The 17,934-nt window shown below is 31.5% G+C and carries 18 protein-coding genes; 1 reads left to right on the top strand and 17 read right to left on the bottom strand.

Annotated features, from left to right (window positions below):
• Window position 1: 1 nt before the first annotated feature.
• Genes HCAN_RS00870 through rfbF form a run of 5 tightly spaced genes read right to left on the bottom strand, consistent with a single transcriptional unit; the run spans window position 2 to window position 4,746 of the window.
• Window positions 2–565 (bottom strand): dTDP-4-dehydrorhamnose 3,5-epimerase family protein, encoded by a 564-nt coding sequence (locus tag HCAN_RS00870; protein ID WP_006655998.1) that lies wholly within the window; start codon window positions 563–565, stop codon window positions 2–4.
• Between the two features lies 1 nt (window position 566).
• Entirely contained in the window at window positions 567–1,520 is a 954-nt protein-coding gene (locus HCAN_RS00865) for an NAD-dependent epimerase/dehydratase family protein (RefSeq protein ID WP_147589516.1), read from the bottom strand.
• Window positions 1,501–2,589 carry a CDP-glucose 4,6-dehydratase gene (gene rfbG / locus HCAN_RS00860; RefSeq protein WP_006656000.1) on the bottom strand — a complete coding sequence of 363 codons (1,089 nt, stop codon included), beginning with the start codon at window positions 2,587–2,589 and terminating at the stop codon, window positions 1,501–1,503. The genes HCAN_RS00865 and rfbG overlap by 20 nt, the downstream gene beginning before the upstream one ends.
• Window positions 2,590–2,597: 8 nt before the next feature.
• On the bottom strand, window positions 2,598–3,920 hold the full coding sequence (rfbH, locus tag HCAN_RS00855) for a lipopolysaccharide biosynthesis protein RfbH (RefSeq protein ID WP_034556419.1): 1,323 nt from the start codon (window positions 3,918–3,920) through the stop codon (window positions 2,598–2,600).
• A gap of 25 nt (window positions 3,921–3,945) precedes the next feature.
• Entirely contained in the window at window positions 3,946–4,746 is an 801-nt protein-coding gene (rfbF, locus tag HCAN_RS00850; protein WP_006656002.1) for a glucose-1-phosphate cytidylyltransferase, read from the bottom strand.
• Between the two features lie 201 nt (window positions 4,747–4,947).
• On the opposite strand from rfbF, the gene HCAN_RS00845 reads away from it, so the two are divergent.
• Entirely contained in the window at window positions 4,948–5,130 is a 183-nt protein-coding gene (locus HCAN_RS00845; protein WP_034556384.1) for a hypothetical protein, read from the top strand.
• 413 nt (window positions 5,131–5,543) lie between these two features.
• On the opposite strand, the gene HCAN_RS08055 is transcribed toward HCAN_RS00845, so the two are convergent.
• From HCAN_RS08055 to HCAN_RS00785, 12 genes are all read right to left on the bottom strand, one after another.
• Window positions 5,544–7,631 (bottom strand): cytidylyltransferase domain-containing protein, encoded by a 2,088-nt coding sequence (locus tag HCAN_RS08055; protein ID WP_006656692.1) that lies wholly within the window; start codon window positions 7,629–7,631, stop codon window positions 5,544–5,546.
• 11 nt (window positions 7,632–7,642) lie between these two features.
• On the bottom strand, window positions 7,643–8,776 hold the full coding sequence (gene neuC, locus HCAN_RS00835; protein WP_006656005.1) for a UDP-N-acetylglucosamine 2-epimerase: 1,134 nt from the start codon (window positions 8,774–8,776) through the stop codon (window positions 7,643–7,645).
• Window positions 8,769–9,815: an N-acetylneuraminate synthase family protein gene (locus tag HCAN_RS00830; RefSeq protein WP_006656006.1), complete on the bottom strand. Its 1,047-nt coding sequence runs from the start codon at window positions 9,813–9,815 to the stop codon at window positions 8,769–8,771. The genes neuC and HCAN_RS00830 overlap by 8 nt, the downstream gene beginning before the upstream one ends.
• A 13-nt stretch (window positions 9,816–9,828) precedes the next feature.
• A complete protein-coding gene (locus HCAN_RS00825; protein WP_006656007.1) occupies window positions 9,829–11,169 on the bottom strand; it encodes an ANL family adenylate-forming protein in 1,341 nt (446 codons plus the stop codon).
• Entirely contained in the window at window positions 11,162–11,878 is a 717-nt protein-coding gene (locus HCAN_RS00820; RefSeq protein ID WP_006656008.1) for an SDR family NAD(P)-dependent oxidoreductase, read from the bottom strand. Before HCAN_RS00820 ends, HCAN_RS00825 begins: the two co-directional genes overlap by 8 nt.
• Window positions 11,878–12,174: a hypothetical protein gene (locus tag HCAN_RS00815; protein WP_006656009.1), complete on the bottom strand. Its 297-nt coding sequence runs from the start codon at window positions 12,172–12,174 to the stop codon at window positions 11,878–11,880. The genes HCAN_RS00820 and HCAN_RS00815 overlap by 1 nt, the downstream gene beginning before the upstream one ends.
• Window positions 12,175–12,200: 26 nt before the next feature.
• The gene (locus HCAN_RS00810) at window positions 12,201–13,217 is read right to left on the bottom strand and encodes a hypothetical protein (RefSeq protein WP_006656010.1); all 1,017 of its coding nucleotides are present in this window, start codon (window positions 13,215–13,217) and stop codon (window positions 12,201–12,203) included.
• Between the two features lie 46 nt (window positions 13,218–13,263).
• Window positions 13,264–13,896, bottom strand: a complete 633-nt coding sequence (locus HCAN_RS08110) for a polysaccharide deacetylase family protein (RefSeq protein ID WP_172617259.1) — start codon at window positions 13,894–13,896, stop codon at window positions 13,264–13,266.
• Window positions 13,829–14,215, bottom strand: a complete 387-nt coding sequence (locus HCAN_RS08195; RefSeq protein WP_034556382.1) for a polysaccharide deacetylase family protein — start codon at window positions 14,213–14,215, stop codon at window positions 13,829–13,831. The genes HCAN_RS08110 and HCAN_RS08195 overlap by 68 nt, the downstream gene beginning before the upstream one ends.
• A gap of 53 nt (window positions 14,216–14,268) precedes the next feature.
• Window positions 14,269–16,500, bottom strand: coding sequence for an alpha-2,8-polysialyltransferase family protein (locus HCAN_RS00795; RefSeq protein ID WP_006656691.1), 2,232 nt, complete (start codon window positions 16,498–16,500; stop codon window positions 14,269–14,271).
• A gap of 110 nt (window positions 16,501–16,610) precedes the next feature.
• Window positions 16,611–17,234: a hypothetical protein gene (locus HCAN_RS00790; RefSeq protein ID WP_034556381.1), complete on the bottom strand. Its 624-nt coding sequence runs from the start codon at window positions 17,232–17,234 to the stop codon at window positions 16,611–16,613.
• Entirely contained in the window at window positions 17,212–17,817 is a 606-nt protein-coding gene (locus tag HCAN_RS00785) for a hypothetical protein (protein ID WP_034556380.1), read from the bottom strand. Before HCAN_RS00785 ends, HCAN_RS00790 begins: the two co-directional genes overlap by 23 nt.
• Between the last annotated feature and the right edge of the window lie 117 nt (window positions 17,818–17,934).

The following is a 17,934-nucleotide window of genomic DNA, read 5'->3' as shown; positions in this document are numbered from 1 at the left end:
TTTAAAAAACCTTTTTCAATTTAAAATCTTTCAAGCTTTCAAATGATAAATCTCTTTGAGAAATAATTAAATTTTTAACTTCATATTTACTGCTCTCCTCCAGCCAGTTAAACCCAAAACTATCATATAAAATTCCACTATCATGATTTTTAGAATAAACACTAGTTTGAAGATAATGAACTCTCGTATTATCTTCCAAACACAAAAAACCATGGGCAAACCCCTTTGGTATATATAAAAAACTGCTTTTTTTGGAGCTTAAAACTATTTTAAAAAAAAGCCCAAAGGTTGAAGAATGCAAACGTATATCAACAACCACATCCAATATTTTTCCGCTACTTACATACACGAGCTTGGTGTGCTCATAAGGAGGAAGTTGAAAATGCATCCCCCTAAGAACACCTTTTTTTGAAACAGAATAATAAGATTCTTTAAAATCAGTATCTAAAGAATTTTGCCTAAAACACTCCTCACTAAAATGTTTAATAAATTCTCCGCGATTATCCTTAAACATACTTCTTTTCAAAATATAAAGCCCATCAAAATCTGTTTCTATTTTTTCCATATTAAGCAACCTTTTGCAAAACATGGAATTCTTGTTGATTGTTAATAAGGCTTAAAGCCCCCCCCCCCCCCAGAATACCATTATTATATATTTTAGACAACATATCATCTATTCCTTTTTTATAATCATATTTTGGAATGAATCCTAAAGCCAACAAAGGCTTAATATCTTCATCAATGCTCATAGGCTCACCCTCTCTATATGGAATTGCACCAAAATCCAATTCTGTATTATTTCCATCATATTGATATTTTTCAAATTGACATAACAGATATAAACAAAATTCTTTAATACTTACTTGTTCGCCCGTTCCTATATCAATTTCAAAAAATCTAGGTAAATGTTCTACATTTTTTAACAATATTTTATAGGCCTGAATCACATCTTTTATATAAATAAAATCTCTTTTTTGCTCACCTTTCGTTAGAGAGATTTTTGGAATTTTATTTTGAAGCGAATTTACAAGATAGCCAACAAATTTGTCTTTACCATCATTGTAACCATACATATGTTCTAATTTGCAGTTTATAATTTGTATATCTTGAGATAACGACACTAAATAATCTCTAAGATGCTTTTTAGTGGTAGTGTAGTAACTAAGATATGCTTGTTGCATAGTGTCAGTATTAAAAAATGTGCCAACATTAAAAGCTATGCTTAACTCTATCATTTCTATACTTAAAAGCATGTTCGTTTGCACTATATTACTCAATTTTTCATTTCCACGACCATAACAAACAGCAGCATGAAACACTAAACATGGTTTATATTTTTTAAAAATTTTTTCCAATCCTACCTTATCTATATCACAAAGAATTAGATTTTCAATATTTTCAAGACGGCATATATCAGAAGTGCTTCTTTTCAAACCTACTACTTGATATTCCTTAGATAACTCTCTTGCTAAATAAGAACCAAGAAATCCATTAACCCCACTAATTAAAATATTTTTCATGATATTTCTCGCCATATTTTTGCAATTGTTGTTCAGTTAATATTTTCTTGTTTTCATAGAATTTCTTATACCATTCTATAGTCCATTCTATAGATAACCGCGAATCCAAAACAGGCTTCCAGCCTAAAATTTTTCTAGCTTTTGATATATCAAGCATAAGTAAATTTGCTTCATGTGGAGCATTTAAATCTACTGAAATTTCGTAAGAAATTTTATTCCACAATGATGTCGCAAGTTCTAAAACATTTTTTACGCTTAAATCACCTTCATTATTAGGTCCAAAATTAAAACTCGTGGCAAATTCTTTCTCGCCCTTTAAAAGCTTTTCACCCAACGCTAAATATCCACATAAAGGTTCTAACACATGTTGCCAAGGTCTTATAGAATCGGGGTTGCGTATAATAGTTGTTTTGCTTTCATTTGCCCCTTTAATAATATCGGGTATCAATCTGTCTTCACTCCAATCCCCTCCTCCTATAACATTTCCTGCTCTAACCGATGCAATTAAAACTTGATGAGTTTGTTTAAATTTTTCCACATTAAAAAAGCTTTGCCTCATTGAATTTGTAATGATTTCAGCACAAGCTTTACTTGCACTATAAGGATCATATCCACCAAGTGTCTCATCTTCTCTATACCCCCATAACCACTCTTTATTCTCATAAACTTTGTCTGTGGTAATAATCACTATGGCTTTTAAACTTTTAAGCTTTCTAGCACAATTTAAGATATTAAATGTCCCCATTGCATTAGTTTGAAAAGTTTCCAATGGATTTTTATAGCTATATCTAACTAGCGGTTGGGCTGCAAGATGAAAAATAATTTCCGGATCACTTTCCACCATTGCATCTTCAAGCTTTTTTAGATCATTAATATCAGCAAAGTAATTTTGTGCTAATTTGTCTTGCAAATTTATTATTTTAAAATGATTTGGATTGGTATTTGGCATCAATGAATAACCATAAATTTTTGCACCCAATAAATTTAACCACAAACTAAGCCAAGAACCTTTAAACCCAGTGTGTCCAGTGATAAAAATTTTTTTATTTTTGTAAATATTAAAGCACATCCGAATAACTACCTCATACAAAACTCTTTAATTTTTGAAATCATATAATTAATTTTTTCATCATCCATTCCTGGATATACTCCAATCCAAAAACTATTTGTCATAATTTTATCGGTAACTTTTAATTCTCCCACTATTTTATAATCTCTTCCCATCTTCAAAGAACTAAATGCAGGATGCCTAATCATATTACCCGCAAACAAACTTCTAGTCTGAATATTATTTTTCTCTAAAAAAGCTACAATATCATTGCGTTCAAATTTGGCATCATCTTTTACAGTCATCATAAAACCAAACCAACTGGGCTCTGAACTAGGTTGTTCTTCTACTAACTCCAATTGCTCTATTGTCCTTAATTCTTTATATAATTTCCTGTAGTTATTCCTCCTCTTTTCTATAAAACTTGGTAGTTTTTCTAACTGTGCACACCCAACAGCCGCTTGCATATCTGTAACCTTTAAATTAAAACCAAAATGAGAATACACATATTTATGATCATACCCTTCTGGCAAACTTCCAAATTGTTGAGTAAAACGACAACCACAAGTATTATCTACACCACTCTTGCACCAACAATCCCTTCCCCAATCGCGCATTGAAAGAATAATTTTTTTTAATATTAAATTACTAGTATAAACTGCACCGCCCTCGCCCATGGTTATATGATGAGGAGGATAGAAAGAACTTGTTCCTATATCGCCCCAAGTGCCAGTATATTTACCATCATACTTTGAGCCCAATGCATCACAATTATCTTCAATTAACCAAAGATTATTCTTATTACAAAATTCCCTAATAACTTTAATATTAAAAGGGTTCCCTAAGGTATGTGCAATCATAACAGCCTTTGTTTTAGAGCTTAAAGCTAAATCGAGCTGAGAAACATCAATATTAGCATATTTTAATTCCATATCAACAAATACAGGAATGGCTCCGTACTGAACAATAGGTGCTACTGTGGTTGGAAATCCTGCAGCTACAGTTATAATCTCATCACCTCTTTTAATTTGTCTTTCCTTTAATAATGGCGAGGTTAAAGCATAAAAAGCCAATAAATTTGCAGATGAGCCAGAATTGACCAAAAAAGCCCACCTAACCCCCAAAAATTTAGCTAATTCTTTTTCAAATTTTTCAGAATACTTTCCATAGGTAAGCCAAAAATCCAGTGAGCTATCAATTAAATACTCCAATTCTTTTTCATTAAAAATCCGACCAGCATAATTTATTTTAGTTTTTCCTTCTATAAACTGAATCTGTTCATCTTTGTGACACAAACTATAGTACTCTTTCACTTTGCTTAAGATATCTTGTTTTAAATTCTTGCAACCCATATTATTCATTAACTGCAACCCCTTTTTATTGATTTTGCCATAATGCCCATGGTGCTTTATTGCCCAGCCACATTTTATTTAAATCATTTTTATCTTTTAAAGTATCCATACATTTCCAAAAACCATGATGTTGATAACTATAAAGTTCACCATCTTGTGCTAAATTTCTCAATGGCGCTTGTTCAAAAACTGTCATATCGCCCTCTTTGATATAATCAAATACTTTTGGTTCGCATACAAAAAAACCACCATTTATCCAGCCAGCATTATTTAAATTAGCATCACCCTTTGGCTTCTCTGTGAAACTTTTTATACGATTTGTTGAACTATCAATATCTAATGCGCCAAATTTTCCCTCAGGAAGAACAGAAGTCATTGTGATAGCTTTGTCATGGCTTTTATGAAAACTTAGTAAATCATTAATATTTACATCGCTAACACCATCTCCATAAGTCAGCATAAAAGTCTCATCGCTTACATAATCTTTAGCATGCAAGATTCTACCACCTGTCATAGAGTCTTGTCCAGTATAAAGCATAGTTACTTTCCATGGCTCATGTCTAGTATTATGAATTTGAACAGAATTATCTAGCATATCTACTGTTATATCGCTATATTGCGTATAATAATTTATAAAATAATCTTTTATAACATGACCTTTATATCCTGTTAAAATAATAAATTCATTAAATCCATAATAACTATATATCTTCATTATATGCCATAGAATAGGCTTTCCACCTATTTCCACCATAGGTTTTGGTTTTAAACCTGTTTCTTCTGAAAGTCTTGTTCCAAGACCACCTGCTAAAACTAGAACTTTCATCTCTTTTCCTTTAAAGATTGTACTTAAGATTGTTAATTATACATTTTTTTTTTTTGATTTATTCTTAATTCTATGCCCATTCTGTGTAATGTAAGTATTTTTCCTCTCACTTCTTACGAAGATTTAGTTAAGCCAAGACAGCAGCTTGCAAAAGCATATCTCCCTAATGGAGCTATATATATCTGTAAAATTAGTAATTTTTTGCATTCAAGATGTTTATTTGAAGAAAAAATATCATTATTTGAAATGTCTAGTGATGAGAGCATTGATATTGATGCCAATGATGATATTAGAAAAGCAGAAAGAATTCTCAAGGAATTTAAAATGGACAATAAAATAATAAAAATTGATAATGAAGAGATAGTAGATATTCCTAGTGAATAATTTTTAGAGAAGTACTACATACCCTCCAAGTGCATCATTTAAATTAGTTTTTTAAAAACCCCATCTATATTCATTGATATAGTTTCCGCTTATCATTAAGAACAAGTCTATCCTGCTTACTCACATTTTCTTATACCATCTTTAATATTTAACAAATACATGTACTCTGTTTGCCAATTTGCCAATTAGTGTATCTTGAATTTTCACCACCGAAAGAAGTATTAACACAACAAAAAAGCCGCATCTGTGTTGATACTAGATGGCAAAAAATAAGAGAATTTTATCGCTATTCAGATAAAAAAAACGCCCCTTTGCTCTAAAATATAGGGAAAAATGCAGTTATCCTTTTAAAAACCACCTTAAGCATCTTAAAAAAGCCACGATTAAAGGGTGTCTAAAATTTGTAATTTTATCTAAAAATATTCACTAAGCGTCTTATATTCTCTTTTTGCTGCATTTTTTAAACCAAAGAAAATTTCAGACGCTGAATGCCTCATGACACTATCAATTCTTGCCTTATATTTTTCCTCAATGGTCTCTTGAAACAATTCCTGAAAAAATTGCATAAATCGTTGAAACTGCCTCCAACGCTCAATAAGACAAGTATAGCTTTTCTCTTCCGTATCATCATGAGAATGAGTCGGCAATTGATACTTCAGAATATACGCTGTTGGCAAATTAAACCAAAAGCACTTACCAAATATACTTGCCACAATTGCAAAAATAATCTCTGGATATACTTGCTTTCTGGGTGTATGTTTAACAATAATATCCTGATATTTCTGCAATAAATTCATGTTAAATATAATACCGGATGTAAAAAATGAAGCTCTCATATATTCTTCTGGCGACATTAGGTAATTATTTGCTTTTCCGCGAAAAAAAGAATTTTTTCTAAAGAATTGCGATGAAAGAAAATCTATATTGTCATCAATCATATATTGTATCGCTTTTATAGTGTTTTCCACTATAATTGGTTCTTCATCTGATGTAAATATCCCAAATTTTCTAGAACATTCCTTTAGTAATCTAACCATACTTCCGGCATATCCCAAATTTTCCTCATTCTGAGATACATACAAATTTGGATATTCTTTTGCCAATTCCTGCAACGCTTCATAAGTCCCATCCGTTGAAGCATTATCGACAACTCTCATATGGATCCATTTATTAACCTCTTTAATATTTCTAATGGTCGATATAATTGCCTCTTTTCTTTGATATGTTGGTACCAAAACCTCAAATTTATCTAAAATTTCCATAGATATATCCACAGGTTTTTTGTTATAAGTTTCCTTCAATGAATAATTATATTTTGCATAAGCCTGTGTAAATCTCTGAGGAACTTTTAAGTTATTTTTGTAACAAAACTCATCATATAAGGGATATATTTTGTTAACCACTGCCAAATATTTACTCTCCTCTAACATACAAAATGCCTCTAAAACAGCTTTAGCCATTCTAGCATCCACTTTTTTGTATTTCAAGGCCTCTATTGCCACTTCAAAACACATAACATTATTGTTCATTTTAAAGTAGCTATTAAAAAGATATAACCAAGCTTGCTTTGAACTCTTTACAGGGAATTTATTAATGCTTTTACTTAAATATTTAACTGTCTCATCAAATCTTTGAAGCTTAAAATAACAAACACCAATTATCTCAATTGCTTCAAAAAATGATCTTTTTTCTTTGCAAGAAAAAATTTCTATTGCTGATAAAAACTTTTCTTCTTTATATAGCTGCCTCGCCCTAGAAGCATTTTCACTAGGAATATCTACTATCTCTTCATTATCAATTTTTATTATTTTATTGTCCATTTTAAATTCCTTGAGAATTCTTTCTGCTTTTCTAATATCATCATTGGCATCAATATCAATGCTCTCATCACTAGACATTTCAAATAATGATATTTTTTCTTCAAATAAACATCTTGAATGCAAAAAATTACTAATTTTACAGATATATATAGCTCCATTAGGGAGATATGCTTTTGCAAGCTGCTGTCTTGGCTTAACTAAATCTTCGTAAGAAGTGAGAGGAAAAATACTATCACCCTCTCTGACCAACATTTTCTGAGGACATTCATCAACTCCCGCCACACTAACCAATGTAGTAGCCATTTCTGTATTATAAAGCTCCCATGCCTTTTGAATATGTCTCGCAGTTCTCAAGGGAGAAGTTGGTTGCAATAAAACAAAATGGCTATATTCTTCTTGCTGTATTTCACCTAAGACATGCGAAATTACATCAATACTACTAGCCGTATCTGTAGCCAACTCTTTAGGCCTTTCTAATACTCCAACACCATACTCAGATGCCAAATTAGCAATCTCTTCGCTATCGGTAGTTACTATTATCCGACTAAAAATCTTTGAATTTAACGCTGCCTCAATAGTATATGTTATCAGCGGTTTGCCTCCCACTAAGGCAATATTTTTTTTATACACACCCTTGCTTCCACCTCTTGCTGGTATTATAGCAATAACTCTCTCTTTCATTCTTTTAACCTTTATCGATCAACAAAATGTTTTTGCACAGAAACATTCCAAATTTTTTCACTTTTAATTAGTTTTTTAAATTGCTTAGCACTACTACCTTCCCCAAAGCGAACCCTATCTATATTATTATTAACATTTGTTTTGGCTTGAATTATTTCTTTTATGGCTGCTTTAATCTGTTCTTTGTCGTAATCAACATTCAAGATAGTTTCAATATTTGAACGCCCCATTTGTCTTGTCCCAATATTAATACTGGGAATATTATAAAATGGTGCTTCTCTAATACCAGCACTAGAATTTCCAATAACCGATGTTGCATTTTTCATTAATGTCAAAAAGCATTCAAAATTAATAGAAGGAAAAAGTCTAAAATTATTTCTTCCTTTAAATTTTTCATATTGCTTTAATATTAATGCAGATCCCATATCATTGTTTGGATAAATTACTACATAATTTTCTTCTGAACTCTCCAACAGAGCCTCCACAAATATAGAAGCATATTTTTCAAAGCGATCCAACTCTGTTGTAACTGGATGAAACAAAACGATATGATAATTTTCATATTTAATTTGATATTTTTCCCTTACAACATCAATATCGGGTAATTTAGAACACATAATATCTATATCTGGAGAGCCAATAATAAAAACATTTTCAGCTATTTCCCCCATCTGAACTATTCTATTTCTAGCTTCTTGATTAGCCACCAAATGTATATGAGACATCTTAGTAATAGCATGTCGCATTATTTCATCAACAGTCCCACTTTTTTCACCACCCTCTATATGCGCCACCAAAACATTATTGAGACTACCAACTATTGATCCCGCAAGAGCTTCGACTCTATCCCCATGAACAACAATTAAATCCGGTTTATATTCATGAACATATTTAGAAAAACCATCGATTGTATTAGATAAAACAATTTCCATAGGCTCTCCTTCAAAACAATTAATAAACTTATAAGTCTTGGTTGTAAATCTATCAATTTCTTTGAAAGTGCTCCCATATTTACTCAACATATGCATACCAGTTACAAAAACGCTATATTCAACACTATCTAAATCAGCACAAACTTGCAATAAACTTTTAATTTTTCCAAAATCCGCTCTTGTACCTGATAAAAAAACAATCTTCTTAATCATCAATATCGTCCCAACTTATATGTTTGTCTACACAAATATCCATACTCGCTCTCTTGTCTAAAATATCATTAAAGAATTCTGCCTTTATGGGTCCTGTTCCAGGTCTTTTAACCCACAAATTATCCATTGTAAATTTTTCTCCTTTTTTAATATCCTTGATAGCTACAACTGTGGCAAAAGCAAAATCAATAGTTACCTGCTCTTCTCTTGCAGCCTCTTTAATCCCACCTCTCATCAACGCTATCTCTTCCACTCCAATAATTAACTCCTTAAGTGCAACAGGATCCATTGAATTAATGATATCTGGACCTTTTCTCTCCATTTTATCGGTAAAATGCCTCTCCACAATACTGGCACCTAAAGCAACTGCCGCAAAACAAGCTCTATTATTCGTTGTATGATCTGATAGTCCGATCACCGCATCATCAAAGTTATTCTTTAATTCCTCCATCCCACCTAATCTCACCAAATGTGCAGGAGTCGGGTAAAGATTTGTGGTATGCAACAACGCATAAGGGACATTATGTCTTCTTAAAATTTCTACGGTTTTACATACACTCTTGATGTCATTCATTCCTGTGCTTACAATCATAGGCTTCTTAAACCTTGCAATATGTTCAATTAAAGGGTAATTATTGCACTCTCCAGAGCCTATCTTATAAGCCATAACCCCCATTCTTTCCAATCTATCGGCAGCTGCCCTAGAAAATGGGGTACTAATAAACAACATTCCTTTATTTTCAACATATCGTTTAAGCTCGATTTCCTCTTCTTCGCTCAAAGCACATTCCTCCATGATATCATAAATTGACACATTGGCGTTACCCGGAATAACTTTTTTAGCATGCACACTCATTTCATCATGAACAACATGAGTTTGATGTTTTATGACTTCAGCTCCTGCTTTCCATGCAGCATCAACCATTTCATAAGCCACTTGCAATGAACCGCCATGATTAATTCCAATTTCGACTATAACTAATGGCTTGAATTCTAAACCTACTTTTCGATCGCCCAATTTTATGTATGGTGTTTTCATGTCTCCCCCTAAACTATCTTCTCACCTTTTTAAATCTTTCACTAATTTCTAGCTTTTGAACAATTTCTACTTTAGTGGGTATTTTATAGCTAGTTAATTTATCTCTGCAAAACATTCTTATTTTTTTCTTAGCCTCTAAGGCATCGAGATTTTCATTTTTTTGCAACACAATTTTAACACGAACACTCTGTCCAGTTAAAGGATTACTCTGCCCATACACCAAACAATCTTGTATGAAAGGTATTTGCATTAATACTCCTTCTACTTCTTGGGGCAATACCTTTTCTCCTCCAACATTAATTACCTCTTTATTTCTTCCGATAATTTTTATATATTCCTCGTTATTTTTATGAATAACTTCAACCAAATCTCCTGTGGCAAAATATCCTTCATCATCAAATACAGAATTATCCGCATTTAAATAACCTAAGGCTTGAGTTTTGGATTTTAGATAAAGTTCATTATTTAAAATTTTATAACTACAATTCATGATTTTAAAATATCCCTCTTTTGTATCATGATCTCTAGTTTTTATTGCATTTGTCTCACTCGTTCCAAAACTTTGCTTACATCTTACATTAGGCAAAATCTTTTGCAAAAATTGTAAAAGATTAGAATCCATCCTTTCGCTACCATATACGATAAGCTTCAGCGAATCTAAATCACATTTTTCCATTTCACTGAGTGTCAAAAGCCTAAGAAGTGTTGGGGAAGCTGGTAGTATTTCCACTTTATATCTTTGCATTGCCTCCAATACATCTTTGGGTTTTCTCGATTTTGGAATAACAAGACTACCGCCTGTACCCAAAACAGAAAGCATCACATCAATGCCTGCAATATGGTCGGGCAAGAAAATACCAAGGGTTTTAGTAGGATTATATTGTTTGGTAATGTGCAAATCTATTATGGCTTCAAAATTATGTACCACTGCCTTTGGCACCCCTGTGCTACCACTTGAAAATAAAATCAATCCTGGTTTATTTTCATTAATAAGTTTTTGAATTAAATCGTGATTTTTGTGATTTTTCTGTTGAATTTGATACTCATCGCCTTTCAATATAATGTCGCAATTAACTTCTGTTAGTTTATTACTAATCTCATTTTCATTTATAAATGGGACAATAATTTTGTTTAATTCTATACACGCTAAAAATAAACTTATGCTTTCAAAGTCATAATCCCCTATAATACCTATAGTATTAATCTCTCCAAGATTCGTTAGTAGGTTGATTTTGTTAATTACATTGTTACATAAATCATCATAAGTATATCTTTGCTCTTCATAAACTAGCACGTATTGTTCTTGATTCTCGCAAAAAATTTTATTCAAAAAAGCATTTTTAAATTTATCCATTTACTCCACCTAAATAGACTATTTGTCCTGTTATAAAATCACTTTTTTCATCGATAAAGAAATCAACAACATTAAGCACATCCTTAAATTCTCCAAAGCGTTTTATAGCTTGTTGATTAAGGAGAGCTTGCATTTTTTCTTTAGGAACATTTTTGATTAAATCCGTTGGAACTGGTGTTGGTCCCACAGCATTTACAGTAATGTTAAATTCGCTCAATTCCTTTGCCAGCACTTGCGTAAAACTAACAATAGCTGCTTTTGAGGCAGCATATACCGCTTCGCCCTCAAGACGTAAAGGTGTGGCAACGGTAGCAAAATTTACTATTCTTTTCTGAGTTTTTGTTTTTTTAAAGTTTTGAACCATAACTTTCGCCACCTCTCTAATGAACAAAAAACTTCCAAAGACATTAGTATTAAAAATATTTTGTATTGTTTTGTAGGGAGTTGTTAAAATATGATTCATAGAAGCTATCCCTGCGTTATTAAGCAATATATCAATACAACCAAACTCTTTTTTTACATTTCTTACCATAGATGCCACAGCTTTTTCATCATTCACATCAAGACAAAAATGTCTATAATTACCATGTATTATACTGGCTTCTCCTCTCGAACAACCGCAAACCATAAAACCTTGGGATAAATAATGTTCCGCCAACTCTTTTCCTATACCTTTCCTAGTTCCTGTAATAACGATAACTTTTTGCACTATTCTTGCTCCTGAAGTTTTTTGGTAATATAATTAGCTAAACTCTCAACATCTTTGAATGGAGAATTTCGCATACTCATGGCCTTTTCATCTGCTAAAACCATATCGATATTTAATTTCTCGCTTAATTCACTTTCCAAATCCGCTATAAAACTTACCAGAGCCAAAGAATCTAAATTTCCTTCTATACCATAAATTTTTGTCTCCAAGCTAGGATTTTTTAAATTATCATTTTCTAGCTCATCAGCCAAACTCCGTAGTATTTCAATTATAATTTCTTGAATTTGCCTTTCCATAAAATCTCCTTAACTATTAAGCGCTCTTAATCTTTTAAGAAATTTGGTCTTTCTTGATCGCTATCCCCCTTAAAAAAGGCATAACCATTGTCATTAGATTTCCAAGCAACTGTAATTATAACATTTTTTTTTATAAAAGGTTCGAAATAATTAGGCACTACATCGTTCTTGTCTTTCAGTGTAAAACCCATATTTAAGATCTCATGATTCCTCTTTGGGACAAGACATACTAAATCAATATATTCTAAATTATCTTTTTTTAGCAACTGCTGTATTGGATAATAAATATCACCTACAAACTCCCCAATCCAATCAACTATTCTCATGCAATTTGCTCCTTTTATTTCGATGATTTTAGCAACAAATGCAGCCAATATCAAATTGTCTTCATAAATTCCATAAAAATTATAATCATAAAACTCTGCATTATGGTATCTATTTATGAAATACTCTATACTTTTATAAGGCTTAAATTTATACTCCAAGGCACTATCAATTAAGCATTCTTTGCTGATTTTTTTTATACAATACCTGTTTTGTATATTTTGTATGTTTCTTTCGTGTCTATTTTTAAAATAAGCCAATTGAGTTTTGATATTAAAATTAGCAATATAGTAATGATTAAGTTCCCCCATCATATATTTTAATGCCTTATATATTTTTATAGCATCCTCGGAGGCTCCCATTATCCCTACACTTCCATTCTTGTATATCCTCATTATTTCCATAAGCAATTGCAATCCAATACCTGTTTTAGCATACTGCTTTTTTACCTTCCAAATAGCCAACCATACATCTTGTGTTTCTAACTTACAATCAAATTTATTTGTAGGAATAAAACCTAATATAGCATCAAACTGTCCTGTTTTGATGTTGTGCGCAACCAAAAAATTATATCTCTGATTTTCCTCATCCAAATGCTGGAAATCGAGCACCTTGCGATTACAAACAAATACATGATCTTCCTTCCAATGCTTCCTTAAAAATTCAACCAGTTTACCCACTTCATCTATTTTGCAATACCTAATATCATATTCAGACATAAAATACCTCTAAATCTTATAATACATTTCTACTTAATCTCCAAAATTAGCAGACACCCAAACTAGCTTGACCAAACTCAAACTCATTACAATCATATCTTGGCAGAGTATAAGGATTTTGTAAAATATCCTTATATTCAATATCTCGTGACTCAACATTAAAGGCAAACATTGCATTATTTTCTTTTAAAGCCTCATAGGTATCTTCGTTAAAAGTATGGAAGCCACCATATGGATAACAAAATATTTTTAATTTTCGCATATCCAAATTTCTCTCCAAGAATAAAAATGAATTCCTTATTTCTTTTTCTTGCTCATCCCTGCTCAATTTTGACATTACACAATGTTTAACACTATGACTACCAAATATCATGCCATTTTTTTGCATTTCCTGCATATTATCCATCGACATATAAAGCTCTTTAAATAAATCTTGATCGGCAATCCCAATCTCTTTAACTATAAGATCCAACACAGCTTCTCTATATTCATATTTCAAAAAGTAATTCATAACAGATTTGAATTCTTTAGTAGCTTCATCATTTTTTTGTTTTGTATAAATGTTTGACTTTATATCATAATCATACTCCAACATATCATCTGTAATAATTTTATTTAGTAGTCGCATACAAGCCCCCCCCCCCCATCCTGCCAAGACAATAATGGATTCTATGAACATCTAACGCCTTATTAGAATCAAAAACTCCCGTTGAAACAAAAAATAATCCAACAATACCCCTCTTTAGCAACTCTGGATATACATAACTATAGTGATCTATTACTCCATCATCAAATGTTAGCAATACCTTATTATGAATGGTTTGATAAGAATTGTCTTTTTTTAAAATAAAACAATTGACAATATCTTCCATTTTCACAAACCCATATTGTTGTTCAAAATAATCCAACTGACGGCAAAAATTTTCAATTGATAAATACCTAAAAAAAGGTAATTGATGACTGCCCTCTCTAACATAATGATACATAATCGCTTTCATTGTTTATTTATCCTTATTTTCTAAATATCATACCATATTTTACACTTAAATTACTAGCTACGCTCATTTTCCAACAAATTTCCAGCAAACTCAAATGTCAAAATACGGCAAATTAAACCCATATCATCTTCGCGTTTGCAAAACTCAGCAAGTCCTTCAAAGCCTTTAAGTGCACAAATTAAATCTTCCATATCTTGCGTCTTTAACTTTATCTGGTCGCCATTTAATGCCTCGATAATATCTCCAATTCTATATTCAACATTATATTTCGATAAAACATCACTAACCTCAGCAAAAAACTGTTTTTTTTCATTGTTGATCATATATTCCAAGATATTATCAACATTAAAACTTTCAATAAGTGTCGAATATTTTTTTTGTATAATTATTTTATTGTGATATTGTTGGTATAAGTAAGGGTTAGCATCTTTAATCTCAACAATATAATCATAAATATCACTATATTTCTTGCAACTATACAAATATAACAGCTTCAGACTTTCTCCCACAACCCTATCATCTATTTCTTTTAATTCCTCCTCAAACTCCATATTCTCTTCTCTTATGAATGACCTTACAATCTCAAAAACAATAAAATACCGCTTTTTACTACTTTCTCTCAAGTCTTCAAAAGCCCTCAAAACATCATCCCAACGCTCCAAATAAAGCATTTTTTTAAGCCTGATAACCCCTACATCAAAATATAAAAATTTTTCTTGCTTTGCTAATGCGAGTTGCTCAATTTTTTCAAATTTTTCAAATTTTCCTTCTCTTAAACACATATCAACAAATTGCATGAGTTTAGCGAAAACAAACTCTTCTTCTTTTTTTTCCAAAACAACATCCAGCTGCAAATACTTAATAATTATTCTATATTTTTGAAAATCATTTTCTAAAGCATCCCAGCAATACAGCATGTTATATAATATATGGGGCATACGCAAAAAAATATCTTTACTTTCGGATTGTTTATAATAAAAAATTGCTTGCAAAATTTTTTTTTCTACAAAACCTTGATTTGCCTTATCTATCAAGGCTGTTGCATCGCTATTTTTAGGAGTGTCACTACATATATCTCCTGCCACTATCGCTCCTGCATCTTCTATAATTTTAAATCCATCAAATGTCTTTTGCAATTCATTGAAATGCGAAGAAAGCATTTGTTTTTTTTGTTTCTCTAAAAAAAATACTTTTTTTAAAAACCACGGCACAACAGAATGAACTACAATATCTTTATTAAGCTTTTGAGCATAAATTAAAGAAGTGGAAGTCAATCCCACTAAAATCTTAGTTTCAACTATATCTAATATATTTTCAACAAGAAAGGCTTTATCAGACACAGATATTATATTCTGACTAAACCCTCTAGCAATAATTTTGCTGCGAAACAAAGAAATTTGTTTTTCACTCTCTTTTGGATGATGCTTTACAAACACTCTCTGTCTATAGGCAACAACATATGCCTCCAAAATATCTAATATTTTTTCTATAAAAATATTGAGATCAATATCAAATCTTTGAGATACAAAAATAATGTCATCTCCAGTTATTTTATATTTTTCTATAATTTCAACCAAGTTTGCACTTGGCTTAATGTTAATATGAGCAAAAAATAAAATAATCTCGTTAGCTTTAAATATACCTCTCAATTTTTCTGGAAAAGCTGCATATATTTTATTAAATTCTCCAACTAGCAACATATTCTTTATTCCACTCAATGTGCAAAATATTTCAGTATACCTCCCCATTCTAACTGCTGGGGCATTAACATGTATCTTTCCATTTTTAAGTTCAAACTTGTATGTTGCAGTGCCCTCCTCTAACAAATTAATAAGGACACCTTTTTGCTTCATGTAATGCGCAAAAATTCCATAATGCCCCTCTACACTTAATAAATATAGCTCTTTTGTTTCAATATTTTGAGATAATTTTTTATAAATGCGACAAATTTGTTTAATTCTCCCTGGCTTCAAATAATTCACACTTACAACAAGTTCCACCAAAATAATATTTTGGAATTTTCTTTTATCGGCTTTATCTAAAATGAAATCTGGCATTTCTAAATTCGCACGCGTATACCCGATTACCAGACAATTATTAGATAGCTCTTCAAATTCGATTAGAGTTTCCACTTGCTTAAGCTGCCCTAAATTCGATATATAAAAAACATTATTGCACTGATTCAGCTCTTTTTTATAAAACATCATCTCATATTCTGAGGACACAAAATACTCTTTAATATCCTGCATTAAGCCACTTAACTTTTTTCTTGCCACTTCCAACATAGCTACTCCTATAATCCAAAAACTATTCTAAATTGCCACTCGCCTAAGCTGTCATAAATTCTAACATATAAAATATTATCATTCACAAAAAAGGCTTAAATAATCTTTTATTATCCACAGCGTCCTTTCTTTAATATCTTAACTTTTTTAAAAAGGCTAATAATTAGAATCCATAGCTCTCCCGCAAATTCTTTAATAGTTTTTTTGTGGTCTAATTCTAGCTCCGTTTGCATATGCGATATAATTCTGTCTTTTTCTGATAACATTTTTTTTAATTGCTCAGCTTCTTTAACCGAATTGGACAATTTATTTTTCAAAATATCCAAAAATTCTTCATTTTTATATAACCTTACATTGGCGTTATCAACTGCCATAGGGAATAATTTCTTAAAGTATAGTCTTCTACATTCTATAGCTACCTTTTTAAATTCTTCAAAAGACATCATCTCTGCTTGGTTGTCTATAAAACTCATATCGACATCATTTAGCTGCTGCCTCACTATTGCATTATATAATTTTAGATAATAACTTTCATTAATATCATCAAATGGAAAAAATGCCATCGTCCCATGAGTATTAATCCCACTGAGCTTGATTAATTCCACCTTCCCTTGCAACAGTTCAGAATGATAGGCATCTATATGCGATTTCTCGCCATATACCACAAAGAAATCATCCTCTTTAGTGTCAAAAATTTTATCTATACGCCCTTCACCCCCCCCCCCCCAAAGCAAAGAAATATTTGTAAAAATAATTTGCCTCTGACAAGTATTCTAAAGTCTTGCAAGATGGAGGGGTTTTATCGCTTACCCTTAGATCAACCATGGGGCTAAATGCGGTAACCGTAATCCTACTTCTAAGACGATTTCGCACAACCGCCTCTTTAAGTCTTTTTCCTAAAACTAATGCTCCGCTTGCCCCTTTAGAACTACCAATAAGACAAATATGCTTATATTTTTTTATTCGTATTAAATCTAAAACCATCTTTACGAAATAGTCAACCCCATACAAATAATAAGTAGTGTTGCCTCGAGTTGACATATATAAAACATCACCAAAAAACCTTTGGCTGCTTAATAGAAATTTTCTCGGGTGTGGATGAAATGTAATTGTTAAACACTTATGTTCAGAAAAACTTTTAAAATCATAAAAATACAATTGCTCATATACTTCTAAGCCTCTTCCTAGCATATCTAGCGAGTTTCTATAGGCAAATATGTCTTCCGCTGTTTTTTTGCTCATATTTTGGTAATTCTCAATATACTTCTCCGATTCTTGAAGCACAATCTTATTTGCTGAATAGTCAATTCGGTCCATATTTACCCCTTATGAATAACGCTATATTTGTGGTAATATTATACCAAAAAACAATGAGAGTTTTAATTGATCATGAAAAATAAATTACTAATAAGAAAAAACTACCATTTTTACAAC

The organism is Helicobacter canadensis MIT 98-5491 (assembly GCF_000162575.1).
GTDB classification, from domain to species: domain Bacteria; phylum Campylobacterota; class Campylobacteria; order Campylobacterales; family Helicobacteraceae; genus Helicobacter_D; species Helicobacter_D canadensis.
Note: the sequence above shows the minus strand (reverse complement) of the source record. Positions and strands in the feature narration are given on the sequence as shown.